The sequence below is a fragment of the Streptomyces boluensis genome, from assembly GCF_009908195.1.
Classification (GTDB): Bacteria; Actinomycetota; Actinomycetes; order Streptomycetales; family Streptomycetaceae; genus Streptomyces; species Streptomyces boluensis.
Map to the genome: position 1 here is coordinate 1 of NZ_JAAAHS010000080.1, position 24,196 is coordinate 24,196.

General features: G+C 69.6%; 16 protein-coding genes and 1 pseudogene. 13 read left to right on the plus strand and 4 right to left on the minus strand.

Annotated elements, in window-relative coordinates:
• The 13 genes and pseudogenes from GUY60_RS13270 to GUY60_RS13330 all read left to right on the plus strand — a co-directional run.
• A pseudogene (locus GUY60_RS13270) lies at nucleotides 1-4,243 on the plus strand (hypothetical protein); the annotation flags it as partial.
• A 34-nt stretch (nucleotides 4,244-4,277) separates the two neighbouring features.
• A complete protein-coding gene (locus GUY60_RS13275; protein WP_161697256.1) occupies nucleotides 4,278-4,940 on the plus strand; it encodes a hypothetical protein in 663 nt (220 codons plus the stop codon).
• Nucleotides 4,937-5,629 (plus strand): hypothetical protein, encoded by a 693-nt coding sequence (locus GUY60_RS13280; RefSeq protein ID WP_161697258.1) that lies wholly within the window; start codon nucleotides 4,937-4,939, stop codon nucleotides 5,627-5,629. The genes GUY60_RS13275 and GUY60_RS13280 overlap by 4 nt, the downstream gene beginning before the upstream one ends.
• Nucleotides 5,630-5,639: 10 nt before the next feature.
• Complete coding sequence (locus tag GUY60_RS13285) at nucleotides 5,640-6,008, plus strand: LysM peptidoglycan-binding domain-containing protein (RefSeq protein WP_161697260.1); 369 nt, start codon at nucleotides 5,640-5,642, stop codon at nucleotides 6,006-6,008.
• Nucleotides 6,009-6,048: 40 nt separating this feature from the next.
• A complete protein-coding gene (locus tag GUY60_RS13290; RefSeq protein ID WP_188132470.1) occupies nucleotides 6,049-7,140 on the plus strand; it encodes a hypothetical protein in 1,092 nt (363 codons plus the stop codon).
• Between the two features lie 73 nt (nucleotides 7,141-7,213).
• The gene (locus GUY60_RS13295) at nucleotides 7,214-7,750 is read left to right on the plus strand and encodes a phage baseplate assembly protein V (protein WP_161697263.1); all 537 of its coding nucleotides are present in this window, start codon (nucleotides 7,214-7,216) and stop codon (nucleotides 7,748-7,750) included.
• Nucleotides 7,751-7,778: 28 nt separating this feature from the next.
• Complete coding sequence (locus GUY60_RS13300) at nucleotides 7,779-8,111, plus strand: hypothetical protein (RefSeq protein WP_161697285.1); 333 nt, start codon at nucleotides 7,779-7,781, stop codon at nucleotides 8,109-8,111.
• Nucleotides 8,108-8,494: a GPW/gp25 family protein gene (locus GUY60_RS13305; RefSeq protein WP_161697265.1), complete on the plus strand. Its 387-nt coding sequence runs from the start codon at nucleotides 8,108-8,110 to the stop codon at nucleotides 8,492-8,494. The genes GUY60_RS13300 and GUY60_RS13305 overlap by 4 nt, the downstream gene beginning before the upstream one ends.
• Nucleotides 8,491-11,628 carry a putative baseplate assembly protein gene (locus GUY60_RS13310; RefSeq protein ID WP_161697267.1) on the plus strand — a complete coding sequence of 1,046 codons (3,138 nt, stop codon included), beginning with the start codon at nucleotides 8,491-8,493 and terminating at the stop codon, nucleotides 11,626-11,628. Before GUY60_RS13305 ends, GUY60_RS13310 begins: the two co-directional genes overlap by 4 nt.
• On the plus strand, nucleotides 11,625-15,407 hold the full coding sequence (locus GUY60_RS13315) for a putative baseplate assembly protein (protein WP_161697269.1): 3,783 nt from the start codon (nucleotides 11,625-11,627) through the stop codon (nucleotides 15,405-15,407). The genes GUY60_RS13310 and GUY60_RS13315 overlap by 4 nt, the downstream gene beginning before the upstream one ends.
• A gap of 37 nt (nucleotides 15,408-15,444) precedes the next feature.
• Nucleotides 15,445-17,586 (plus strand): hypothetical protein, encoded by a 2,142-nt coding sequence (locus GUY60_RS13320; RefSeq protein ID WP_161697271.1) that lies wholly within the window; start codon nucleotides 15,445-15,447, stop codon nucleotides 17,584-17,586.
• A gap of 133 nt (nucleotides 17,587-17,719) precedes the next feature.
• Nucleotides 17,720-19,267, plus strand: a complete 1,548-nt coding sequence (locus GUY60_RS13325; RefSeq protein ID WP_161697273.1) for a DUF6519 domain-containing protein — start codon at nucleotides 17,720-17,722, stop codon at nucleotides 19,265-19,267.
• Complete coding sequence (locus GUY60_RS13330) at nucleotides 19,267-20,196, plus strand: peptidoglycan-binding protein (protein WP_161697275.1); 930 nt, start codon at nucleotides 19,267-19,269, stop codon at nucleotides 20,194-20,196. Before GUY60_RS13325 ends, GUY60_RS13330 begins: the two co-directional genes overlap by 1 nt.
• A 56-nt stretch (nucleotides 20,197-20,252) precedes the next feature.
• Here the strand turns inward: GUY60_RS13330 and GUY60_RS13335 are convergent, their stop codons facing one another.
• The 4 genes from GUY60_RS13335 to GUY60_RS13350 all read right to left on the minus strand — a co-directional run bounded on the left by GUY60_RS13335 (nucleotide 20,253) and on the right by GUY60_RS13350 (nucleotide 24,029).
• Nucleotides 20,253-21,320: a hypothetical protein gene (locus tag GUY60_RS13335; protein WP_161697277.1), complete on the minus strand. Its 1,068-nt coding sequence runs from the start codon at nucleotides 21,318-21,320 to the stop codon at nucleotides 20,253-20,255.
• Complete coding sequence (locus GUY60_RS13340) at nucleotides 21,317-21,598, minus strand: hypothetical protein (protein ID WP_161697279.1); 282 nt, start codon at nucleotides 21,596-21,598, stop codon at nucleotides 21,317-21,319. Before GUY60_RS13340 ends, GUY60_RS13335 begins: the two co-directional genes overlap by 4 nt.
• A gap of 104 nt (nucleotides 21,599-21,702) precedes the next feature.
• Nucleotides 21,703-23,427, minus strand: coding sequence for an acyl-CoA dehydrogenase family protein (locus GUY60_RS13345; protein WP_161697281.1), 1,725 nt, complete (start codon nucleotides 23,425-23,427; stop codon nucleotides 21,703-21,705).
• A 35-nt stretch (nucleotides 23,428-23,462) separates the two neighbouring features.
• Complete coding sequence (locus GUY60_RS13350; RefSeq protein ID WP_161697283.1) at nucleotides 23,463-24,029, minus strand: PadR family transcriptional regulator; 567 nt, start codon at nucleotides 24,027-24,029, stop codon at nucleotides 23,463-23,465.
• Nucleotides 24,030-24,196: the final 167 nt, after the last annotated feature.

Consider the following 24,196-nt stretch of genomic DNA (forward strand, 5'->3'; position numbering starts at 1 on the left):
GGGCAGCGGGGCCAAGGGCAAGAAGCAGGCGTCCAAGGCGGCGCCCGACCTGTCCGGCGGTTCCCCGGAAGAGGGCCTGGCCACCGCGTCGAACCTCAAGCCGCATCAGGCCGTCGAGGCGATGGACTCCGTCGGCGGGGCCGTGGACAAGGACGTCGGCAAGGAGCACAAGCAACTCGCTTCCAAGCCGCCCGCCATGGACCGCCCGACCGGTGCGCCGAAGACCCTGCACGGCGATCCGAAGTCCGACGAAGCAGCCAAGTACAACGAGGACAAGGCCAGCAAGGCCGAGGACGCGAAGGACGACAAAGCCGAGGTCAAGGGCGAGAAGAAGCCCGAGGGCAAGATCGAGGCCGAGGAGATGGAGGAGCCCGACTTCTTCGACCAGGTCGGGATGATGGCCGGTTACGCGCTCGGCTGGGTGGGCGAGAAGGTCGGCCTCGACTGTTCGGCGGAGGACCTGGCCGCGCAGTTCGCCGGGATGCCCACCAAGGACGAGGCGATGAAGCAGGCCCAGAACGGCACCGCGCCCGGTGTCGAGATGAAGGGCCAGGCCGACGAGAAGTCCGAGGAGCAGGGCGGCAACACCGACGACAAGAGCCAGGAGGCCGCCGAGACCGGTGCCGACGACGCCGGTCGCAAGATGGGCGAGGACCAGGTCTACCCGGACGCGCCGAGCGAACGGCTCGAGGGCAAGGTGCCGAAGGAGGGCGGCAAGTCCCGGGTCGGCGGGGGCGGCGCGAACACCGGTGCCGTACCGCCCGAGGCCGCGTCGGAGGTCGCCGAGCACGAGCGCAAGCCGCAGTTCAAGAAGGCGCTCACCGACGGCCGCCAGGACATGGGCAAGGGCCGCGAGAAGAAGGACCAGGACAACCGCAAGTCCAAGGAGAAGCACAAGCGGCAGGTCGACAAGGAAGTCCAGTCCAACACCAAGCAGCAGACGGGCAAGCGCGAAGGCGCCCTGACGGATGTCGACAAGCAGCGCGAGGACTGGACCAAGGAGCAGGACGACGAGCTGAAGAAGCTCGGCACGAAGAAGTCCGACCGCGAGACGAAGATCCGCGAGGACGTCAAGAAGGAAGAAGAGGACACCGACAAGAACGTCGGCAAGGAAAAGGAGACCAGCGACAAGGACGTCAAGGACAAGGGCAAGAAGGCCGAGGAGGACGCGGAGAAGAAGAAGGACGAGAAGACCGACGACTCCAAGAACTGGCTCTCCAAAGCGCTCGACTGGATCAAAGACCAGTTCAAAAAGTTGCGGGACAAGATCGTCGAGATCATCAAGGCCGCCCGCGACGCGATCATCGGGGCCCTGAAGAAGTTCAAGGAGACGGTCGAGGGCTGGATCAACGCGGCCCGCAAGGGCATCGTCGAGATGATCAAGAAGTTCATCGAGGACCTGATCGAGTTCGTCACGTCCTTGGTGGAAGCGGTCATCGAAATCGCCCGCCGCATACGCAAGTTCATCACGGACCTGATCAAGGCCGCGCTCGCCTTCGTGACGAAGCTCGCCAACGCGCTGAAGCAGATCATGAAGGATCTGCTCGAATCCATCGCGAAGCTGCTGAGCGACGTCCTGAACGTCCTGAAGAAGATGCTCCTGGACGTCCTGAAGGCCTGCAAGGAAGCCCTGAAGGCGGTCCTCGACTTCGCGACGAAGTTCATCTCCGCCTTCGGCGAGTTCATGATGATCCTGGTCGACATCCTCTCCGACCCCGGCGGCTGGCTGAGCGGCGCGAAGAACTCCGCGTACGACGGCGCGAAGAACCACCTCTTCAACGAGGTCAAGAACGCGGTCAAGCAGTGGTTCAACGACAAGGTCAAGGAGATCACGGGCCTGACCGAGGCCGTCTGGAACAAGCTGATGAAGGGCGGGTGGACCATTGAGAAGATCGCGAAGGAAGTGTGGGACGCGATCGTCCCCCAACTCCCCTTCATCATCGGCGAGATCGTCATCACGAAGGTCCTGGCGAAGCTGATCCCGGGTGCGGGCTGGGGTGCGGCGATCCTGGAAGCGATCCAGGCCGCGATCGGCTCGCTGGGCGAGATCCTCAAGGCGATCGGCGCGGTCATCACGTGGCTGAAGTCGGTACGCCAGGGCGGCGCGGGCGTGCTCTTCGCGAAGGCGATAGCGGCGGGCATCGTGGTGCTGCTGGAAATGGCCTACGAGTTGATCCTCAGCGGGATCGGCAAGTACGTGTCGAAGGTCGGCAAGCGTTTGAAGGGCGTGGCGGCCGGCCTGGGCAAGGACAAGGGCCCCGGCGGGGACAAGGGGAAGGACGGCGGGGGCGACCCGCCGAACACGAACAAGGACAAGGGCGCGGACGGGGACAAGGGGACGACCCCCTCGTCAACTCCCCCGAAGACACAGACAACTTCGACGACAACGCCGCCACCCGGCAAGCCGAAGGGCCAGGACGGCCCCGGGAAGCCGAAGGACCAGGGCGCTCCGGCCAAGCCCAAGGACCAGGGTGCGCCGAGCAAGCCGAAAGATCAGGACGCGCCCGGGAAGCCCAAGGACCAGGACGGTCCGGCCAAGCCGAAGAACAATGACGGCCAGGCACCGCCCAAGCCGAAGGACAAGGACACCCAGTCCCCGTCCCCGAAGCCGCCCAAGCCCAAGGGCCCGACGAACAAGAACGACAAGGACAACGGCAAGGACAACGACAAGCCCGGCGGCAAGAACAACACCCCGAGCGACAAGTCGACGAAGCCGACGCCGCCCACGTCGAAGGACAAGAACGGCAACCCGAAGAACGAGAACACGAACGACAAGAAGGACACGGAGCCGACTCCTTCTCCAAAGCCGAGCACTCCGACACCCAAGCCTGGCAAGACCGACGGGCCGGACGGGCCCAAGAAGGACACCACCAACGACAACAAGAATCAGGACCCGAACGGCAACAAGGACAAGAAGGACACCTCCGACTCTGACAGCAAGAAGGACTCGGACGGGTCGAACAAAAAGGACAACGACGGCTCAGGGAAAAAGGACAAGACCGACTCCGACGGGAAGGGCAAGAAGGACGGGAACAACTCCAGTAACAACGGCCGCAAGGACACCGATGGCGGCAAAGACAAGCACGATCCCGGCAGGCCGAAGAACGATGAAGCCAAGGACGACCGCAGAAAAGAAGAGGAATCCGAGGAGTCCAAGCAGGCACAGCTGAATCGGATTCTCGCCCGAATCCGCGCCCAGCTCACACCCAAGGTTGAGGATGGGATGTGGGAGAGCACCATGGAAGGCACGCTCAAGGGGATGAAGGCCTGGTACCGACTGAAGAGCCTCAACCTCATAGGCGATGACCAAGTCAAGGTCTGGGGAAGACTCAACCCTGCAGGTAGCGCCTTGGAGGCGCTGCGCGAGCAGAGCCGAAAGCGGGACGAGATCGTCTTTGAGCGCTCCAAGAAGAACAAGCTACCCCCGCCGATATTCCCGCCCTTCGGAACTGGCCAGGTCCCGAAATTGACAGAGGCTAAATACCTCAGCCGCAATGTCGATTACACGGGTTCTGAACCCAGAGACTCCTACAGCTGGCCAGACGGCTGGGGCTACATAACATCACACAACATGACCGAGAAAACTTCAAAATCCCAGTGGGTGCGCATGCACCTGCTGCCTGAAAGCATCGGCGGCCTGGCCTCGAACAACAATCTCGTCCCCGCGCGCATAGCCACCAACAACGAGATGCGCGACGGCGTGGAACGTAAAGCGTACGACGAGATCAAGGATTCAGACAAAGTAATCTGGTACGAATCGGAGGTCACCCTTCACGCGCCGCAGAACGACGAGAACGGGGTCCTGAGGGAAGGCTTCCCGGAGTCCATCACATCCCGCTACGGGATGTACGAGCACGTCCGGGGAACGGGAAAGAAGCAGGACGACTGGGATCGAGAAAAGAAGCATGTGAAGGAGTATCCGATCAAGGGAATACCACTTCCCACTCCGGACGAGCACAGCAAGTTGATCATTAACTCCGCGGGCGCAAAATCCATTTGGACTCTACTGGGAGGCCCCGACAGCGGGTTCTCCATGCAGATCCCCCGGTACATCGCCGGAATGGACGGCAACGGGAAGACACACAGCACCCCGCCTCCCAAGTACCGCAAGGTTGACGACATCAAGGACTACTTGGATCTCCGCAAGCTCGACATGCTGCCAGGAGCAATGCCTGACCTTTCCCGAGTAATAGCTAAACTCAGAACAATCGATAAAGACGGACTGATCGACTGGCTGAAGTGAGCCCACGAGAACCGAGAAGCAGGAAGGTGCAGAAGTGTCGACGACCCAGCAGGACGATGCACTAAAGGCAGTACAAGAACTCCGGTCCGCCGGCGGCATCGTTCTCCACAAAGACCAAACGCTCCAGGAGGGGTACCTTCCTTCCACTGCGGAGCAAGCCGAATCCATTCGGAAGATCATCGGTCTCGAGCCGGACACCTCCCTGGAGAGCTACCGCCTGGGGGCTGCTTTTGTCCACGCAGCTTGGTTCACCAGAGACTACTCTTCCGAGGGAGAGTTCCGGCTGCACGACATCTGGTGCTGCTTGAACGGTGAGAATCTGAATTTCACAGACCGACATCTCAGCGCCGAAGAAAACGAAACTCTGCAGAAATTGAAGGTTCTCGACCAGTGCCTGGAATCGGGACGCCTCACCGGAATCTACGTATCCGAGTCCGGCGAAGGTGAGATCTGGTTCTACGACAACAACAGTAGGCTACTGAAGCGCCTGGACATCGATTATCGAAGCTACGTGCAGAACTTGTTCACCATAAAGGGAACTTCGGGATGGCAGTATCTGTTCACCGATACCGACCTGTCCGGTGACAAATTCGATGTCCTCGTCGACTACTTGAAGAACGCACTGAACGATTTTCCCACTGTTTTCCCCGAATACGACTACACCGACCTCCGCACCCGCCTGGAGGCCCGCACATGACCCGCTACGCCAACATCCCCAAACCCATCCGCTCCGCAATAGTCCTGGTAGACCCCGAACGCGGCACGCCGCAGCGCGTCATAGTCCTCCAGTTCAACCCCGACACCCTGGAGCGCAGTCTCTCCCCCCAGACCGCGGGGAGCGGCGGTGACTCCGGTGGAGGAGGGGCCGGTAGCGGCGACCGGAACGAAGCCCTCCGGCTGAAAGGCCCCGCCGCCGAGACCTGGAAGTTCACCGCCGAGATCGACGCCACCGATCAGTTCGAGATACCGGCGCCCGACGGCATCCACCCCCAACTCGCCGTGCTCGAAATGCTCGTGCAACCGACGTCAGCCCAACTCCGCGAAGCCAGCCGGCAGTCGAAGAAGGGGACCATCGAGATCAGCCCGATCGAGATGCCCTTGACCCTCTTCACCTGGGGCAGCAAGCGCGTCATGCCCGTACGGCTCACCGAACTCTCCATCAACGAGAGCGCATTCGACGTCAACCTGAACCCGATCAGGGCGAGTCTCAGTATTGGGCTCAAGGTTCTGACAGTGAGCGATCTACCGATGGGGCACCCAGGCGCCGAGCTGTACTACGCGCATCTCGCGCAGAAGGAACGCCTCGCCGGTGCCGCGCGCGCCGCGGGGATCGGGTCGTTGGGGCTCGGCTCCGGCGGCATCGGTGTAGGAATGGGAAGGGGCTGACGGCAGCACCATGGACGGCATCGAGCCTTATGAGAGTGCGTTGGACGCGATACCCGGCGCCCACCCGTACCCCCGCACCAGCCGCTACCACGACGCCGAGATAGGCGTGCACCGGCTGCCCGACGGGACCGAAGTGCGGTACGCCAAGCGGCGGTTGCTGCCCCCCTTGGAGGAGAGCGACGACACGCAGACGCACACCGTGCGTACCGGCGAGCGGCCCGACCTTCTCGGGCAGCGGTATTTCGGTGACCCCTCGCAGTGGTGGCAGATCGCCGACGCCAATCCGGTCGTCGACCCGCGCGAACTCACCGACGAGCCCGGACACCACATAGAGATACCGCTCGCCGGGCACTTCCCCCGAGGGGACCGGCGTGGCTGAACTCAGCGTCGGGCGCGGGCCCGTTCACATCACGCTGCACATGGGGCCGCAGCTCGCCCGCCCCGTGCCGGCCGAAGTCGCCGAGGCGTTGCTGTCCGCGCAGATCACCGCCACCGCGGGGGAACGGAGCGGGTTCCAGCTCGCCTTCGACCTCACCAAGAACGGGCTGATCAGCAAGACCCTCCTCCCCCAGGGGTTCTTCGACCCGAAGACACGGCTCATCGTCACCGTCACCGTGCGCGGCACGCCCGAAGTCCTCTTCGACGGGCTGATCGTGCGGCAGGAGGTCGGGGCCAGCAACCAACCTGGGCACTCCACGCTCACCGTCACCGGCGAAGACCTCAGCCTCGCCATGGATCTGCAGGAGCGGACCGACAAGTATCCGAATCTGCCGCCCTCGCAGCGGGTGTTGAGCATTCTGCGGCGGTACTCCGGGTACGGGATCCGGCCCGATGTGTATGCCGAGAAGGTGACGCAGCCGCCGCGCGAGGACCTGCGGGTGCACTTCCAGACCAGCACCGATCTGCAGTACATCAATGAGCTGGCCAAGGCCAATGGATACGTGTTTTACCTTGAACCCGGGCCCAACCCCGGGCAGTCCAGCGCCCGTTGGGGGCCCGAGGTGCGGCTCGGGGTGCGGCAGCACGCGCTGAACGTGAACATGGACGCCAACTCCACCGTCGACCAGTTGACCTTCGCGTACGACGGGACCGCGCGAGAGGAGCCGCAGGCGCGGTGGCAGGATCCGGCCGACCGGCGGTCAACTCCGCTGCCGCAGCCGTCGATCAGCCCGCTGCGGCCTCCGCTCGGGATGCGTCCGACGCCGGCCCTCAGGCAGCGCAGGCTCTCCGGTACCGCCAAGTTCCAGCCCGAGCAGGCCGAGGCCGAGCTGCTTGCCCGCGCCGCCACCTCCGCAGACGTCATTTCCGGCTCGGGGTCCCTGGACGTCAACCGGCACGGGTATCTGCTGCAGCCGCGGCAACTCGTCGGCGTACGCGGGTCCGGGCGGGCGTACGACGGGGACTACTTCGTGAAGTCGGTGACGCACATCCTGCGGCCGGGGTCCTTCCAGCAGAACTTCACCATCAGCCGGGAGGGGTTGGAGGCGCGCAGCGCCTACGTCCGCCCATAGACGCAGCGCCTACGTCCGCCCATAGACACCGACAAGCAAACAGAGACACCGCACACACCAGGAGCAACCCAGGATGGCCGCACCCAGCAACCGCTACCTCGGCAAGTTCCGTGGCCGAGTCGTGGACAACAACGATCCGCTGCACATCGGGCGGGTCACCGTCGAGGTCCCGGACGTGCTCGGGGACACCGCGTCGACCTGGGCGCTTCCGTGTCTGCCGTTCACCGGGCCGCAGGCGGGGCAGTTCGTGGTGCCGTCGCGGGGGGCCGGGGTGTGGGTGGAGTTCGAGCAGGGCGACCCCAGCTTCCCCATCTGGACGGGGTGTTGGTACGGGGAGGAGGACGAGCTGCCGCCGGACGCGCGGCGGCTCGTGCAGGGCGACTCGCAGGTGAAGCCCGTCGTCGTACAGACGCCCGGGGACCACAAGATTGTGATGAGTGATCCGGCGGGCCCGGATCAGGGGATTCTGCTGCAGGCCCAGGGGGGCGCGTACATCCGGATCACCAAGGAGGCCGTGGTGATCGCGAACGGGCTCGGCGCGAAGATCACCCTTGAGGGCGATCAAGTCATCGTGAACGATGGCCAGTTGAACGTCGCTGCGAAGCGATAGAGACGGGGGACGAAGAGACGTGTCCGGGATTTCCGGGAATCTGCTCGGGGCGGGTGCGGTGGTCAGCTGCCCGCACGGAGGCCGGGCCGCGGCCGGTCAGGGGGCCGCGGGCGTGCACATCAACGGCGCCGCCGTCGCCACCGCCGCGCACAGCTATACGGTCATGGGCTGCCCGCACACCGTCGACGGCGTGCCGACGCCGTGTGTGACGGTGCGCTGGACGGCCGGAGCGAGCGGAGTGACCGTCGACGGCGCCCCGGTGCTGCTCGACACCTCGGCGGCGCAGTGCTTCACGGCGGCTTCGGTGCCGCAGGGTCCGCCCGTCGTCCACAGTGCGCAGCGAGAGGTGAGTGTCCGATGACAGCCCGTACCCGCATACGTAGTGACTGGGCGTTTCCGTTCCGGGTCGACCGGCGGGGACGCACCGCGCACGCCGGACACGACGACCACGTACGCGACCTGATCGAGCAGGTGCTGTTCACCAGCCCCGGCGAGCGGGTGATGCGGCCGGACTTCGGCTGCGGTCTGCTCGATCTGGTCTTCGCGCCCAACAGCCCTGAGTTGACCAGCACGTTGGAGCTTTCGGTGCAGGCATCCCTGCAGCGCTGGCTGGGTGAGCTGATCGAGGTGGAGGCCCTTGACGTGTCCGGTGAGGAGAACGTCGTACGGGTGTATCTGACGTATGCCGTACGGGCCACCGGGACCGTCCGTGCCGATGTGTTCGAGGGGAGGGCCGCGGCATGAGCGGGACGACAACCTCGCGTCGGGCGCGGGTGCGGGCCGCGCAGCTCAATGGGGTCGACGCGGTCGAGGTGAGTGATGACGGGCTTGTGCTCACCGTCACGTTTCTCGGGAAGGCGCCGCACGGGCTCTGTGCGGAGAACGTGCGGATCGACGGCGGGCGGCGGATCACGGGCATTTCCGCCGTGGACATCAGTGTCGAGCGGGAGGAGGATCCCGAGCTCGACGACCGGCTTTACGTGACGGTCGACAAGGCCGGGGACACGTCCCGGTACCGGCTTTCGGTCGTCGAGACGGACCCGTACGGGCGGCCGGGTGACGTGCCGTTCCGGGGGTTCGACCAGCGGTACCACAGCGCGGAGTTCGCGTTCCGGCCGGACTGTCCGACGCCGTTCGACTGCAAGGACCAGTCGGACAGCGAGCAGGAGTTCCCGGCCGCTCCCATCGTCGACTACACCGCACGCGACTACGACACGATCCGCAAGCTGCTGCTCGACCGGCTGGCCCTGACCACGCCCGACTGGGTGGAGCGCAACCCGGCCGACCTGGGCATGACCCTCGTCGAGCTGCTCGCGTACACCGGGGACCAGATCAGCTACCAGCAGGACGCGGTGGCGACGGAGGCGTATCTCGATACCGCGCGGCGGCGGGTTTCGGTGCGGCGGCATGTGCGGCTGATCGACTACGCGATGCACGACGGGCTCGCCGCGCGGGCGTATGTGTCCGTGGAGACCGTCGGGGAGCACACGCTGCTGCCGGGTACGTTCCGTTTCGCGTCCGTGGACGTGCGGTCCCTCGACCCGCACGACCGGCCCGAGCCGGGCACCGTCGTCGATGACGCGGACCTGGCGGAGCTGGACGAGCGGGGCTCGGTCGAGGTGTTCGAGCCGGTGGTGGCGGACGAGCCGCTGCGGCTGCGCGAGGCGCACAACACGATCCGGCTTTGGACCTGGGGCGGCGAGGTGTGCGCCCTGCCGAAGGGTGCGACGGCGGCGACGCTGCGCGACGCGTGGCAGGACCTGGAGACCTGTTCGGAACGTCAACTCGACCTGGTTCCTGGCGACTTGCTGATCCTGGAGGAGGTCAAGGGGGCGCGGACCGGGACGCCGGGGGACGCCGACCCGGAGCACCGGCAGGCGGTGCGCCTCACCTCGGTGACGCCGGCGGTGGACCGGGTGGAGGACCAGCCGGTGCTTGAGGTGACCTGGGCGGCCGAGGACGCGCTGCGGTTCCCGCTGCGGCTCGCGACCCCGGCCGGGCGGGACTGCGCGCCGGTCGAGGACGTGACCGTGGCGCGCGGCAACGTGGTTCTCGTCGACCACGGCCGGTCCCTTGCCTGGTGCGGTGACGGCATCGCGGAGCTGGAGACGGTGACGGTGCCGCAGGTGCCCGCCGTGGCCGGGGACTGTGCGCCGCCCGCGTTCGGCTGCGTGGACCGCGACGAGGGCAACGCGCCGGGCCGGCTGATCACCGCGCTCACCGACCGGACCGAAGACGGCGCCGCGCTCACGCCCGACGATGTCCGTGAGCTGTGCGACGTGGTGGGCGAGGCGGCCGTCACGCGCGCCGGGATCGGCCTCGAACTCGCCGGTCAGCGCGGCGAGAAGGTGCTGCCGGGTACGGCGTACGCGCAGGCGGCGGCGTTGCGTACGCTGCTCGCGCAGTCGGTGTACCCGGGGATCGTGCCGCGTTTCCGGCCGCGCCTCGGGCGTTCGCCGGTCGCGCAGACCGTGCCGTTCCCCGATGCCGCGCAGGTGGCCTCGGGGCAGGCGGACCGGCTCGCGGCGATCCCGTCGCGGGTGCGGCAGCGTCTGGTGGAGCTGTGGCGCAGCGCGCGGGACCGGGACGGGCTCGGCGACGCGGAGATCGACGAGCTGACCGTGGTGTTCGGCCTGAAGGTGATCGAACGGTTCGAGCTGCGGCACCATCCGGTGCGGGCGCTGCGTGAACTCCTGCACCGCGAGGACCAGTTGCTCGCGCAGAAGCGGCGCCGGATCGAGGTGCTGACGGCGCGGGCGCGCGCGGGCACGGTGCTCGACGGGCACATCGCGTGGGAGATCGCGCACAGTTGGGGCCCGCGGTACGCGGAGGGGCTGCACCCGGACGAGCCGGTGCTGCGCGGCGCGGCGAGCGCGGCGCTCGACCAGGACCCGCGGCGCGCGCTGCCCGCGGTACGGCTTCACGAGGGTGAGCAGGTGTGGGAGCCGCGCCGGGACCTTCTGGAGAGCGGTGCGCGGGACCGGCACTTCGTGGGTGAGCTGGAGGACGACGGACGCCTCGCGCTGCGGTTCGGCGACGGGGTGCACGGGGCGCTGCCCACACCGGGTGCGCGCCTCACGCTGCGGTACCGCCTCGGCGGCGGTACGGGCGGCAACGTCGGCGCGGAGGCCATCAACCACCTGGTGGTGTGCCGGGAGCCGGACGGCGACGTGGAGGTGCCGATCGCGGGGGTGCGCAATCCGCTGCCCGCGACGGGCGGCACGGAGCCCGAACCCTTGGAGCAGGTACGGCAGTTGGCGCCGCTCGACCTGCGCCGTACCCGGCTGCGCGCGGTGACCGCGGACGACTACGCGGCGCTCGCCGCGGGCCTTCCCGGGGTGCAGCGGGCGGCCGCGGAGATCCGCTGGACGGGCGGTGTGCAGGAGGCGCACGTCGCGATCGACGCGTACGGGGCGGCCACTCCGCCGCCGGAGTTGCTCGACGCGGTGGCGCACTCCCTGGAGACGTACCGCAGGATCGGGCACGACCTGGTGGTGGGCCCGGCCCGCCTTGTGCCGTTGGACATCGCGCTCACGGTGTGCGCGCTGCCGGGGCATCAACACGGGCAGATCCTCACGGAGTTGTACCGGGTGCTCGGCACCGGCCGGCTGTCCGGCGGGAGGCTCGGCTTCTTCCACGCGGACGCGCTGACGTTCGGTGAGCCGGTGCGGCTCAGCCGTCTGGTGGCGGTCGCCGCGGCCGTGCCCGGCGTGGAGAGCGTCCAGGTGACCCGCCTGAAGCGGCTGTTCCACGAGGAGCGGGGCGAGCGCGCGGACGGTGTGCTGCGGCTCGGCCCGCTGGAGATCGCGACCTGCGACAACGACCCTGACCGGCCGGAGAACGGCCTGCTCGACATATCCCTGGGGGGTGCCCGATGAGCGACGCCTGCTCCTGCGGCGGCGCGTGCGGCGCCGGCGGCGGCCACGACGAGCGGCGGGCCCCGGTCGCGCCGCACAATCCGCCGGGCCGTACCGCGCTCGACTACCGGGTCGGCACGTACGGCTCGTTCCTGGCGGCCGCGGAGGACCGGCTCGCCTCGCCCGCGTACCCGGCGCTCGCCGGTCTTACGGTGCGGACGCCGGACGATCCGGCGCTCGGGCTGCTCGACGCGACGGCGGTCCTCGGTGACCTGCTGACGTTCCACTCCGAGCGGATCGCGGACGAGGCGTATCTGCGGACCGCGAACGAGCACCGTTCCCTTGTGCTGCTCGGTCGGCTTGTCGGGCACCGGCCGCGTCCGGGTGTGGCGGCCTCGACGCACCTGGCGTACCGCCTGGACCGTGATCCGCGCGCCGAGTCGCTGCCGGTGCTCATCCCGCGCGGCGCGCGCAGCCACAGCGTGCCCGCGGCCGCGGACGAGGACGCGCAGACCTTCGAGACTGCCGAGGATCTGACGGCCCGCTGGGACTGGAACGAGCTGAAGGTGCGGCGCCGCCGCCCCACGCTGCTCACCCCCGAGGACCTGGAGCGCCGCTCCGAACTGTTCGTGGAGGGCACCGCCACCAACCTCCAGAACGGCGACCAGTTGCTGTTCGTCTTCGGTGAACAGGCCGGTGGCGTACGGAAGTTGCTGCCTGTGGCCCGGGTGCGCGTGGACCGCGACGACGACGTGACGGGCATCGGCCTGCCGCGCTCGGCGCCGCCGACGCTGAAGGAACTGGTCAGCGAGGCGCTGCGGTGGATCGCCGCGCCCGCAGGTCCTGGCGAGCCCGGCGAGGAGCCCCCGACGCCCGAGGTGCCGAACCCGCGTCCGATCAGCCGGTTCATCGAGGACTTCGACGAGCAGGTGCTCGCCAGGCTCCGCGAGTCGCTGCCGTCGGCGGGCACGCCGGAACGGTTCGCGAAGGCACTCGCGGGACCGGTGGCGCGACTCGGTGAGGCGCAGGTCCTGGCCGAGGCGTACGCGGACGTCGCGGCGTGGTTCGAGCAGTTGGAGGCGGTCCTCGCCGAACTGGCCGAGCGGGCCATGGAGTTGGCGCCCGCGCAGCCGGTGGAAGGGGAGGACCCGAAGCCGTCGCGAGGCGCCGTCGAAGGGTCCGCGCAGGACCCCGCACTGGCCGCGCTCGGCCACCTCCTGCCCGCGTTGAGCCGCACCGCGGCGCCCCGCGTCCGGAGCTCGGGCACACCGGCGCCCGGCGCGGACACGGTACGGCTGCTCGCCGCGCTCCGGCCCGAGCTGCGGGAGCCGCTGCGGACCGCGTGGCGCGGGGCGCGGGCCGCCGCGCCCGAGGCGCCGTTGCTGCGTGCCGTGCTCGCCATGCGCTCGCGGGCGGCGCCGTTCGGTGCGACCGCCCCGCTCAAGCCGGTCCAGGACGACCGGGGCCGGGTCGTGCGCACCGCGGACTGGCCGCTCACCGGGGCCGTACTGACCTCGCTGCGGGTGGTGTTCGACAACTCGGGGAAGGTGCCCGAGAAGGCCGAGTTCCAGTACGTCGAGGGTTCCGGCACCGACCAGCGCTCGGAGAACCTGATCGGCGCGCAGCCGACGGAGTTCACCCTCGGTCCCGGCCGGGTCGAGCTCTCCGCGCGGGCCGGGCAGGACCGGGAGCTGAGCTGGCTGGGGCGGCGCCCCACCGACTCGCAGGAGCCGGGTGTCACGGCGCGGCTGCACGCGGGCCTGCCGGAGCGCGGCCTGTTCGTGTCCCGTCCCGACGACGAGGGCAACGTCCAGGTCCTGCTGCACAACGGCACGTCGGAGCCGACCACGCTCAGGCCCGGCGAGTCGCGGCAGTTCACGCACGGCGAGTACGAGGTGGCGGTCGCGTACACGGTCGGCGGCGCGCCCGCCCACGTGGAGATCGTCATCGCCTCGAAGCCGGAGCCGCTGAACCGGAACGTGCTCCAGCTCGACACGGTGTACGACCGGATCGCGGTGGGCAGTTGGGTGGCGATCGAGCGGCCGCGCAAGGGCAAGGACCCGAAGGACGGCGGCATCCCCGGCGACCCGAAGTTGCGGTTCGTCACCACCCAGGTCAAGGAGGTGCGGACGGCCGCGTACACCAACTACGGGATCACCGGCCGGGGCACGGAGCTGGTGCTCGCGGACCCGTGGCTCGACGAGTTCGACGTACTGCTCTCGCATGTCCGGGACACCACGGTGCACGCGGTGGGTGAGCCGCTGCGGATGGCCGACGAGCCGCTCGGCGAGGACGTGCACGGCAACGAGGTCGAACTGGCCGAACTGTACGAGGGGTTGCAGCCCGGCCGTACGCTGATCGTCTCCGGTGAGCGCAGCGACGTACCGGGCACGACGGGTGTGGCGGCCACCGAAGTGGTCGTGATCGACAAGGCGGAGGCCGTCGCCGACGCCGTACCGCCCGGCGGCCGCCTGCACACGCGCCTGACCCTCACCACGGATCTGGCGTACCGCTACCGCCGCGACACCGTGAAGGTGCACGGCAACGTGGTGGCGGCGACGCACGGCGAGGGCCGGGACGAGCCGATCGGCAGCGGCGACTCGGACCGTACGAACCAGACGTTCGCGCTCTGGCAGTCGCCGCTGACCTGGCTCGCCGCCGACAACCCCCTCGGTGCGACACCTGTGTTGGAGGTGCGCGTCGACGGTGTGCTCTGGCACGAGGTGGACAGCCTCGCCGGGCGCGGGCCGCGCGAGCGGGTGTACATCAGCGGGTCCACGGCGGACGGCCGGACGACGGTGACCTTCGGGGACGGTGTGCACGGGGCACGGCTTCCCAGCGGGCACGAGAACGTGCGGGCCCGCTACCGCTTCGGCACCGGCCGGGCCGCGAACGTGGCGGCGGGCCGGATCACACAGGCCGTGACACGGCCGCTCGGCGTCACCGCGGTGACCAACCCGCTGCCCGCGACAGGCGGTTCGGACGCCGACGGTCCCGGCCTGACCCGGCGCACGGTGCCGCTCGCGGTGGCGGCGCTCGACCGGCTCGTCTCCCCCGTCGACTACGAGGACTTCGCGCGCTCCCGGGCCGGTATCGGCCGCGCCTCGGCACGCGAGGTGTACGACGGGCGGCGGCGGATCCTGCACGTCACGGTGGCGGGCACGGACGATGTGCCGATCGCCGCCGACTCCGATGTGCTGCGGGCGCTGCGGTCCTCGCTCGGCGAGTACGGGGACGCGCGGCTCGCGGTCCGGGTGGACGTACGGGAGCTGGTGCTGCTGTTGCTCGCGGCGCGGGTGAAGGTGGCACCCGATCACACCTGGTCGGTGGTGGAGCCCCGGCTCCGGCAAGCGCTGCTGCGCCGACTCGGCTTCGAGGGGCGGGAGTTGGGCCGCCCGGCCGCCCTGTCGGAGGTCCTGGCGACGGCGCACTCGGTGCCGGGCGTGGACTATGTGGACGTCGACGTGTTCACGGGCGTGCCCGCGTCCGCGACACCCGCCGAGCTCCTGGAGATCGTCCGCAACCCCGGCGAGCCGCGCGCGGCGGTGCCCGCGCACTCGGCGCGGTACGACGAGCGGGTGCACACGGTGCGCGAGGAGGGCGGCGAGACCCTTTCGTCGGTCTGCGCGCGCTACGGCGTGCCGCTCGCCGAACTGTTGCGGCTCAACCCCGACATCACCGACACCCGGCCGCTGGAGCCCGGCCGTTCGGTGTTCGTGTTCCGCGGCATCCGCCCGGCACAGCTCGCACTGCTGTCGCCGCGGGCGGCGGACACGCTGATTCTTTCGGAGGTCAAGTGATGGCCCTGGATGCGCGGTACGTACAGGAGGTTGTGTGATGTCCAGGGAACCGGACGGGCTCGCGGAGCTGCTTCCGCAGTGGCACCGGCTGCGGGACGAGCAGGAGGGTGAGCCGCTGCGGGCGCTGCTCGCCGTCATGGCAGAGCAGTTGGACCGGGTGCGGGACGGGGTGGAGCAGGGGTACGAGGACCTGTTCGTGGAGTCGGCGGCGCCGTGGGTGCTGCCGTACCTCGGGGATCTGGTGGGCTACCGGCCGCTGCCCGGCTACGAGCGGGTGCTCACGACGGGCCTGCGGGGCAGCAGCCCGGCGGCGCTCGCGCAGGCTCTGGCGCCGCGCCGGGACGTGGCGGCGACGGTCGCGAACCGGCGCCGCAAGGGCACCCTGCACCTCCTTGAGGAGATCTCCGAGCAGGTCGCGGCGTGGCCGGCGCGCGCGGTGGAGCTGTCCCGCCTCGTGGCGCACCAGCAGCCCGTGAAGCTACTCGCGGACGGCGCGCCGCACCGGGCTCAGCGCGGCCGTCTCGTCGATGTCCGCGAGGGCGCCCAACTCGACCTGGCGGGCGGCCCGTTCGGGTCGACGGCGCGTACGGTCGACGTGCGCAGGGCCGACTCGCGGCGCAGGCAGGGCGGTACGGGTCCGGCGGGGGTAGCGCTGTTCGTGTGGCGGCTCAAGGCGTACGCGCTGACGAAGTCACCGGCGTACTGCATCGACCGGGCCCGCAACCTGTACACGTTCTCCATCCTCGGCAACGACAGTCCGCTGGTGACGAAGCCCGTGCCGGAGCCGTCGCCTACACACATCGCGACGGTCGACAACGTCCCGGCGTTCATCCGCCGCCGCCAGTTGCACGACCGGCTCGCCGACTACTACGGGCCGGGCAAGAGCTTCGTGATCCGGCGCGACGGCGAGGACCGGCCGGTGCCGATGGCGGACATCGTGGTCGCGGACCTGTCGGACTGGCGCTACCGACCCAAGCGCGGCCAGGTGGCGGTCGACCCGGAGCTCGGCCGGATCGCTTTCGGCTCGCGTTCGGCGCCCCGGCAGGGTGTGTGGGTGGACTACCACTACGCGTTCGGCGCGGACATGGGCGGCGGCGAGTACCCGCGTACCCGTACCGAGCGGCCGGACGCGGAGTTCTACCGGGTCGGGCCCGACCAGCCGTACCAGCGGATCATGGACGCGTTCCGGGCCTGGCAGCACGACCGCAGGGCCGGGCGGTGCGGTCCCGACGGCATCGTGGAGATCACGCACAGCGGCGCCTACCAGGAGCAGCTGGACTTCGACCTGGATCCGGGCGACCGGTTCGAGCTGCGCGCCGCCGAGGGTGCACGCCCTGTGATCCGGCTGCTCGACTGGTACAGCAACCGGCCGGACGCGCTGAACATCCGGGGCCTTTCGGAGGAGTGCGCGCCCGGCGAGCGGCCGCGGGTCACCCTGGACGGGCTGCTCGTCGCCGGGCGCGGCATCAACGTCACGGGCCCGGTCGGCGCGGTCGTCGTACGGCACTCAACTCTCGTACCCGGCTGGTCACTTGAGCCGGAGTGCGATCCGCACTCGCCGGAGGAGCCGAGCATCGTCCTGGAGCGCACCACGGCCTGCCTCCAGGTGGAGGACAGCATCCTGGGCACGGTCGAGGTGATCGGTGACGAGGTGTCCGAGGAGCCGCTCGACATCCACATCCGGGACAGCGTCCTGGACGCCACCGGCAGCGACCGCGAGGCGCTGTCGGCGCCGGACTGCCGGCACGCGCACGCGGTCCTGCACGTGCACCGGTCCACGGTGATCGGCGAGGTGCACACACACGCCGTGGAGATCGCGGAGAACACGGTGTTCACCGGGCGCGTGCACGTGGCCCGGCGCGGCATCGGCTGCGTCCGGTACTCGTACGTGCCGCCGGGCTCGCGCACCCCGCGCCGGTTCCGCTGCCAGCCCGACCTGGTGGGCCCGGACGAGGCGGCACGGGTGCGCCCGCTGTTCACCTCGGAGCGCTACGGGACACCGTGGTACGGGCAGTTGGCGGACCGGTGCGCCCCTCAGATCCGGCGGGGCGCGGAGGACGGGGCCGAACTGGGCGCCTTCCACGAGCTGTACCGGCCGCAGCGCGAGGACAGCCTGCGGGCCCGGCTCGCCGAGTACGTGCCCGCAGGGGCGGACGCCGGGATCTTCTTCGTGACGTGAGCGACGTGAGCACCGAGCAGGCGCGGCACCTCGTGAGCACCGGGCTCGCGGGTCAACCGCCGTGCACACCCACCGACTTGCTGCACCCACCGACTTGCTGAACCGCACTTTCTGAACCAGGGGGACCCCCTTCATGCACGCTGACCTGTCCCGCTCGACGTTCCGGCCCGGCCGGCACTACTCCCAGGTCCTCGCCCAGCAGGGCCGCGTACAACTCGACGCCGACGCCAACGAACAGGCCGCGATCCAGCTCCACCAGGCGCGTACCCTCGCCGCCGACCTGATCGGCCGGTACGGCGGGCCGCGCGAGCACGCGGGCTTCCACATCCACTTCCCGGGCGACAACCGGGAGATCGACGACCTGGAGATCCACGGCGGGCGCTACTACGTCGACGGCATCCTGGTGGACGCCGACCGGCCATCGGCGGGCGACGCGGTGCCGGACGAGGGCGAGGACGACGAGGCCCCGGCCGCCGAGCCGACGGTGTGGCACTACTGGGACCAGCCCGACGCGTACCGCGACCCGGAGCGCCCCGGCGACCGGCTGCCCACCACGTACCCGTACGTGATGTACCTGAAGGTGTGGGAGCGGTCGGTGACGGCGGTGGAGGACCCGCAGTTGCGGGAGGTGGCGCTCGGTTCGGCGCTGCCGGACACGGCGGCCCGCTCGAAGGTCGTCTGGCAGGCGCTGCCGCTGCCGTTCACGGAGCTCGACGTGGAGGAGGAGGACCCGGCGCAGGTGCGCTCGGCGTTCGACAAGTGGGCGCGTGAGCAGGCGTCCACGGCCCGGTTCGCGGCGCGTGCGCGGCGGCCCGAGCACGCCGACGAGGACCCCTGCCTGGTGAAGCCGGACGCCCGCTACCGGGGCCCGGAGAACCAGCTGTACCGGGTGGAGGTGCACACCGGCGGCAAGGCGGAGCAGGCCACCTTCAAGTGGTCGCGGGAGAACGGCTCGGTGGTCTTCCCGGTCGAGGAACTCGACGGCACCTGGGTGGAGTTGGCCTCGCTCGGGCAGGACGACAAGCTGGATCTGGACGTCGGTGACCTGGTGGAGTTCGGCGACACCGCGTACGTGTCGCGGCTCGAACCGCTGCCGTTGCTGCGGGTGGAGGAGCTGGACCTGCCGGGCCGTCGGGTGCGGCTCTCGGGCGAGCCGGACCCGCGGGTGGGGCGGCGCCCCGAGCTCCACCCGTTCCTGCGCCGCTGGGACCACCGCGAGGGCGTGAAGCGCAAGGGCCGTACGGCGGAGCTGAGCGGCGGTGCGGTGTCCCTGGAGGAGGGCGCCTGGCTGCCCCTTGAGGACGGGGTGGAGGTGTACTTCGAGGCGGGTGGCCGCTACCGCACCGGTGACTACTGGACGGTCGCGGCGCGCACCGCGACCGGCGACGTCGAGTGGCCGGTGAACGCCGCGCGCAAGCCGCTCCTCGCCCGCCCGGCGGGGATCGTGCGCCACTACGCGCCGCTGGCCCTGGTGAAGGGCGAGCAGGAGCCGGTGGACCTGCGGCTCGCCTTCAACGCGCTCGCCACCCGCTCCATCCCGCACGCCGGGGAGGCGGAGCTGGCGGCGGAGGCGCGGGCCCGCGAGGAGGAGTACGCGGCGGAGAACGCGGCGCCCGCCGATTCGGGAAGGTCGCAGACGACGGCCGCGGCGGAGGCGGCCGTGGACGAAGGGGGACTCTGATGGCGAAACCGCTGTCGGCGGGAAAGCTGGTCGAGGTACTGCGCGCCGAGGGCCTGACGGTCCATGAGGTGCGCAACTGGCGCCGCCACAACCGCAATTCGAAGGGCCCGTGGGGTCCGGTGAACGGCGTGATGATCCACCACACGGCGTCCTCCGGCACGGAGGGTTCGGTGAACCTCTGCTACGAGGGCCGGTCCGGCCTTCCGGGCCCGCTCTGCCACGGGGTGATCGACAAGAAGGGCCATGTGCACCTGGTCGGCAACGGCCGCGCCAACCACGCGGGCCTCGGCGACCGCGAGGTGCTGCGGGCCGTGGTGAACGAGTCGAAGCTGCCGGCGGACAACGACACCGACACCGACGGAAACCGGCACTTCTACGGCTTCGAGTGCGTGAACCTCGGCAACGGCAAGGACGAGTGGCCGGCCGCGCAGAAGGAGGCCGTGGAGCGGGTGTCGGCGGCGATCTGCCGGGCGCACGGCTGGAGCGAGCGTTCGGTGATCGGGCACAAGGAGTGGCAGCCCGGCAAGGTCGATCCGCGTGGCTTCACGATGGACGGGATGCGCAAGCGGATCGCGCAGCGGCTGCGCGGCGAGGGCGGGGGTGGCGGCGAAACCAAGCCGGCGCCCGACCCGGAGCCCAAGCCCAAGCCGCGTCCGAAGCCCGAACAGCCCGTGGGGCACGAGGAGTTCCCCGGCAGCGGCTTCTTCCACGTGGGCCAGAGCCACCCGATGATCGAGGCGATGGGCGTCCGCCTGGTGGAGGAGGACTGCGGCCGCTACGACGTGGGCCCGAGCCCCGAGTGGTCGGACGCGGACCGCAAGTCGTACCAGCTGTGGCAGCAGCGGCTTCGCTTCAAGGGCAAGGACGCGGACGGCATTCCGGGCAAGGTGAGCTGGGACCTGCTCAAGGTGCCGAAGTCAGGGCGCTGAACAGGCGGCCGGGGGTGGGTCGTGGACACGTCCCACCCCCGGCTGCGCTGTGCTGCTCAGCCGTCGAACCGTGGCTGCGCGCAGGAGTGCCGCTCGGCGGACCGCCGCGCGAGTTCCTTCAGCGCCGCCCGCTGCGCACCCGGGTCCGGCTCGACGAGGCGCTCGCCCTTGCGGACCGTCTCCGAGGTGAAGAAGGCGGTACCGCCCTGCGCGGGGCAGGAGGCGCTGGCCCAGTACACGCCGTCGGCGCCGCCCGAGGGACCGTCGAAAAGGCCGCTGTCTCCGCGCTTGTACGTCGCCACGCTTCCGTCCTGCACGAACGGCCCGTAGTAGGCGGCGACGCGGAACGCGGGCTCGCCCTTGGCATCGAGGACGACACAGTCCTCGACGGGCGCGAGCGGGTCGGCGGCGGTCTCGCGGGTGCGGGCGTCGATGCCCTCACAGGTGCCGCTCGCCGCACGGGCCGGGGTGCCGGGGCCGGTCTCGGGGACCGGTTCGGCGAGCTTGCGCACGGTCTTGCCGCGCGGGGCCTCGCAGCCGGCGCGCTCGGCGGCGTTCACGGCGGTCGCGGTGGCGAGACGGGCGAGTTCGAGACGCTTCGGCTCGGTGATCTCGTCGTGCACGCCGCCGAGTTGACGGGCGGTCAGGTTCACGGTGAGCCCGTCCCCGCCCTTCCCGTCCTTCCCCTCGCAGAGCATGACGACGGCCGCCGTCGCATCCGCCGAGGTGGTGTTGAGGACGCCACGCCAGCCGTGCCCGATCGGCGACACCGTGTACCCGGCCGTGTCGGACTGCCGGCGCTGCACGTTGCGCAGCAACTCACCGCTCGACGTGGACCGGCCGACCTCGACGTCGAGTTCGTCGAAGAGTCGGTCCGAGCCGCCGTCCGGCCGGAAGTTGCACTGCTGCGGCTCCTCGTCGGCCCGGTCCTTCAGGTCGTCCATCGGGGTGCCGCGGGCGTCGAGGAAACCCTCGACCTGCGCCTGCGGGACGATGCCGTGGCAGGGCCGCGCGGCGGCCGGGTCGTCGCCCGTACCGCCCCCGCCGCACCCGACGAGAACCACACACCCGGCGACGGCCAGAGCCCAACTCCGCTGGATACGTGCGCTGTTGCTGCGGCTCACGCGTGCCCCCTCAGGACGTCGAAGGCGCGGTCGCGACCGACGCCGTAACTCTGCTCGGACTCCTGCCTGACCTGCCGGATCAGGTTGCTCCCGGAGTCGTGACCGCACACTTCGGCCCACTCGTTGCTCAGTCCGTAGGTGTCGTCGATGCCGCGTGCCTGCTTTCTGATGTCCCCTTCGGCGGCCTCCGAGTCGGCCTCCGCCTTGTCGTCCTCGGCGCAATCGTACGTGGCCTGATCACGCAGACGCCGGGCGGTGTCTCCGACGATTACGGGCATCGCGGTGAGCGGGATCCCGGCGCCGTGTTAGCGGTACGCGCACAGCACAACACCCCCGATCCGCAAGCCGCGGACCAGGGGCGAAGGCCGAGAAGAAACGAGGGCTACGGCTTCATCTCGTACGTGCCCGACAGCGCCTCCACGCGCTGCCAGACGCGGCCCGAGCGCGCCTCGTCTACGACCGGGCGGCGGACCGCGCCGAGCGCCCAGGTCTGCTGTGCCTCGGTGGCGGAGTCCTTGCCGTGCAGTTCGACGGCGTGTGCGGAGAAGTCCCGTACGAGGACGGCGAAGAGTTCGTCAAGGACGTCCGCGTCGAGCTGCGTCAACGCGGCCTGCTCCAGGACGAGTTGGGCGTGCACGACGAGCGCGAACAGCTGGCCGACCGCGAGCAGCAGGTCGAGGTCGCGGCTCTGCGCCTCGTCGGGAGCGGCGGTGGTGACGAACTCGCAGAGCGCGTCGGCCTGTTCGCGGAAGCGGGCCACGTTGGGCAGGTGCGCGTACGCGTCGAAGGCGGGCCGCCAGTCGTGGAACCGCACCGAGCCGAGGCCGCGTGCCGGGCCCTGGCGGAACAGGAAGTCGTCGTCGGCGGCGTCCAGGCGGGTCGGCACGGGCTCGTAACCGGCCGGGTCCAGGAGGTGGTTGCGCAGGAACTTGAGGATCAGGGCGAGGTTGACGTGCACGGTGCCTTCGAGCTTCGGCAGGCCTCGGATCTCGATTGCGGCCTGGGCGAAGTAGTTGTCCTTCTCGAAGCCCTTGGCGGCGATCACGTCCCACATGAGGTCGATGACCTTCTCGCCCTCCGTGGTCACCTTCATCTTCGTCATCGGGTTGAAGAGGAGGTAGCGGCGGTCGTCGGGGGACGCGGTGCGGAAGTAGTCGACGGCGCGGTCGCTGAACAGCTTCATGCCGACGAGCCGTACGTACGCGTCGGCCAACTCCCGCCGCACGTGCGGGAATGCGGTGACGGGGCGCCCGTACAGGATGCGGTTCTGGGCGTGGGTGACGGCCTCGTACATCGCGTGCTCGCAGATGCCGATGGAGGCGGTGCACAGGTTGAACTTGCCGACGTTGACGGTGTTGAGCGCGGCGTCGAAGGCGGCGCGGCCGGTGTGCAGCACATCGGCGGCGACGACCGGGTAGTCCTCGAGGCGGAACTCGCTGACGTACTTCGAGGAGTCGACGACGTTCTTGACCAGGTGGTACGCGTCGTGGCGGCTGTCGGCGGCGAAGAAGACGTAGCCGTCGGGGCCCTCGATGTCGGTGCGGCGGCCGAAGACGGAGACGAGCCCGGCCTCGTTGCCGTTGCCGATGTAGTACTTGGAGCCGGTGGCGCGGAAGCCGCCGTCGCCGTCGGGGGTGAGCAGCATGTCGGTGTTGTAGATGTCCGCGCCGTGCGTCTTCTCGGACAGTCCGAACGCGAACACCTCGCCGTCCGCGAGGAGTTGGGCGGCGCGGGCGCGCGCGTCGGCGTTGTCGCTCTGCCAGACCGGGCCGAGGCCGAGGATGGTGACCTGCCACGCGTACCAGTAGTCGAGGCCGTAGAAGCCGAGGATCTCGTTGAGCGCGGCGATCCTGGCGGTGTCCCAGCGCTTGTCCGGCTCCCCTTCACCGGCGGCGGAGGCGGGCGTCAGGAACGTCTCGAAGAGGCCCTCCTTCGCGGAGAAGGCGAGGAAGTCGGCGAGCCAGGCGCGGTCGCGGTAGTCCTCGATCAGCTTGCGCTTGCCGCGCTCCTCGAACCAGTCGACGGTGGCGCGGAGCAGCCGCCGCGTCTCGGGGTCGAAGTGCGCCGGGTCGTAGGTGTGCGGGTTGAAAAGGAGCTGGTCGGCCATGCGGAGTGCCGCCTTTCGGGGTGAGGGGTCGGAGTTCAGCGCTCGGCGCGGAAGCGGTGGAGGGTGGCGAGCACATCGTCGAGCCAGGCGATCATCATGCGCTCGTACGTGATGCCGCCGCGCAGCACGACGTGCTGCAGTTCCCGCTCGGCGCCTTCCGGCCCGTAGGAGCCGCCGTCCGTGTGGCCCCCGAAGTCGCGGTCCTCGCCGGCGAGATAGCGGGCGAGGCGGTCGGCGTGCGCCTGCCGGTGCCGCTCGACCTCGCGGAGCAGAGCGCTCGGATCGTCGAAGGCGGCGCCCCGGATCTTCACGGCGAGGTCGTGCCGCACGCTCTCCGGCTCGATCGGGTCGTGCAGCCAGCTGGTGAGCGCGGCGCGTCCGAGGTCGGCGACGGAGTACTCCTTCTTGTCCGGCCGCCCCTGCTGCACAACCGCCCGCACGTCGACCCAGCCGTCGTTCTCCATCCGCTTGAGCACGCGGTAGATCTGCTGGTGGGTCGCCGTCCAGAAGTACCCGATGGACCGCTCGAACCGCCGGGCCAGCTCATAGCCGGAGCCCGGCTGCTCGAGGAGGGACACCAGGATCGCGTGCTCGATCGCCATGCGGGGATCTTGCTATGCACTTTGTTGCATAGGCAAGACGGGGCGGGCGGGTGAGACGCGTCTCACCCGGGACGCACGGCCTGGACTTTTTCCCCCCCCCCCCCCTTCCCCAAATCTGTCTCTTTTAAAAAATTTAAGCCTCCCAAGAGAAAATAAATGTAAGAGCT

What these genes read in the sequence shown, in the direction of transcription:
- GUY60_RS13280 (WP_161697258.1), top strand. Translation starts at nt 4,937, where the DNA reads ATGACCCGCTACGCCAACATCCCCAAACCCATCCGCTCCGCAATAGTC.
- GUY60_RS13285 (WP_161697260.1), top strand. Translation starts at nt 5,640, where the DNA reads ATGGACGGCATCGAGCCTTATGAGAGTGCGTTGGACGCGATACCCGGC.
- GUY60_RS13290 (WP_188132470.1), top strand. Translation starts at nt 6,049, where the DNA reads ATGGGGCCGCAGCTCGCCCGCCCCGTGCCGGCCGAAGTCGCCGAGGCG.
- GUY60_RS13295 (WP_161697263.1), top strand. Translation starts at nt 7,214, where the DNA reads ATGGCCGCACCCAGCAACCGCTACCTCGGCAAGTTCCGTGGCCGAGTC.
- GUY60_RS13305 (WP_161697265.1), top strand. Translation starts at nt 8,108, where the DNA reads ATGACAGCCCGTACCCGCATACGTAGTGACTGGGCGTTTCCGTTCCGG.
- GUY60_RS13310 (WP_161697267.1), top strand. Translation starts at nt 8,491, where the DNA reads ATGAGCGGGACGACAACCTCGCGTCGGGCGCGGGTGCGGGCCGCGCAG.
- GUY60_RS13315 (WP_161697269.1), top strand. Translation starts at nt 11,625, where the DNA reads ATGAGCGACGCCTGCTCCTGCGGCGGCGCGTGCGGCGCCGGCGGCGGC.
- GUY60_RS13320 (WP_161697271.1), top strand. Translation starts at nt 15,445, where the DNA reads ATGTCCAGGGAACCGGACGGGCTCGCGGAGCTGCTTCCGCAGTGGCAC.
- GUY60_RS13325 (WP_161697273.1), top strand. Translation starts at nt 17,720, where the DNA reads ATGCACGCTGACCTGTCCCGCTCGACGTTCCGGCCCGGCCGGCACTAC.
- GUY60_RS13330 (WP_161697275.1), top strand. Translation starts at nt 19,267, where the DNA reads ATGGCGAAACCGCTGTCGGCGGGAAAGCTGGTCGAGGTACTGCGCGCC.
- GUY60_RS13340 (WP_161697279.1), bottom strand. Translation starts at nt 21,598, where the DNA reads ATGCCCGTAATCGTCGGAGACACCGCCCGGCGTCTGCGTGATCAGGCC.
- GUY60_RS13345 (WP_161697281.1), bottom strand. Translation starts at nt 23,427, where the DNA reads ATGGCCGACCAGCTCCTTTTCAACCCGCACACCTACGACCCGGCGCAC.
- GUY60_RS13350 (WP_161697283.1), bottom strand. Translation starts at nt 24,029, where the DNA reads ATGGCGATCGAGCACGCGATCCTGGTGTCCCTCCTCGAGCAGCCGGGC.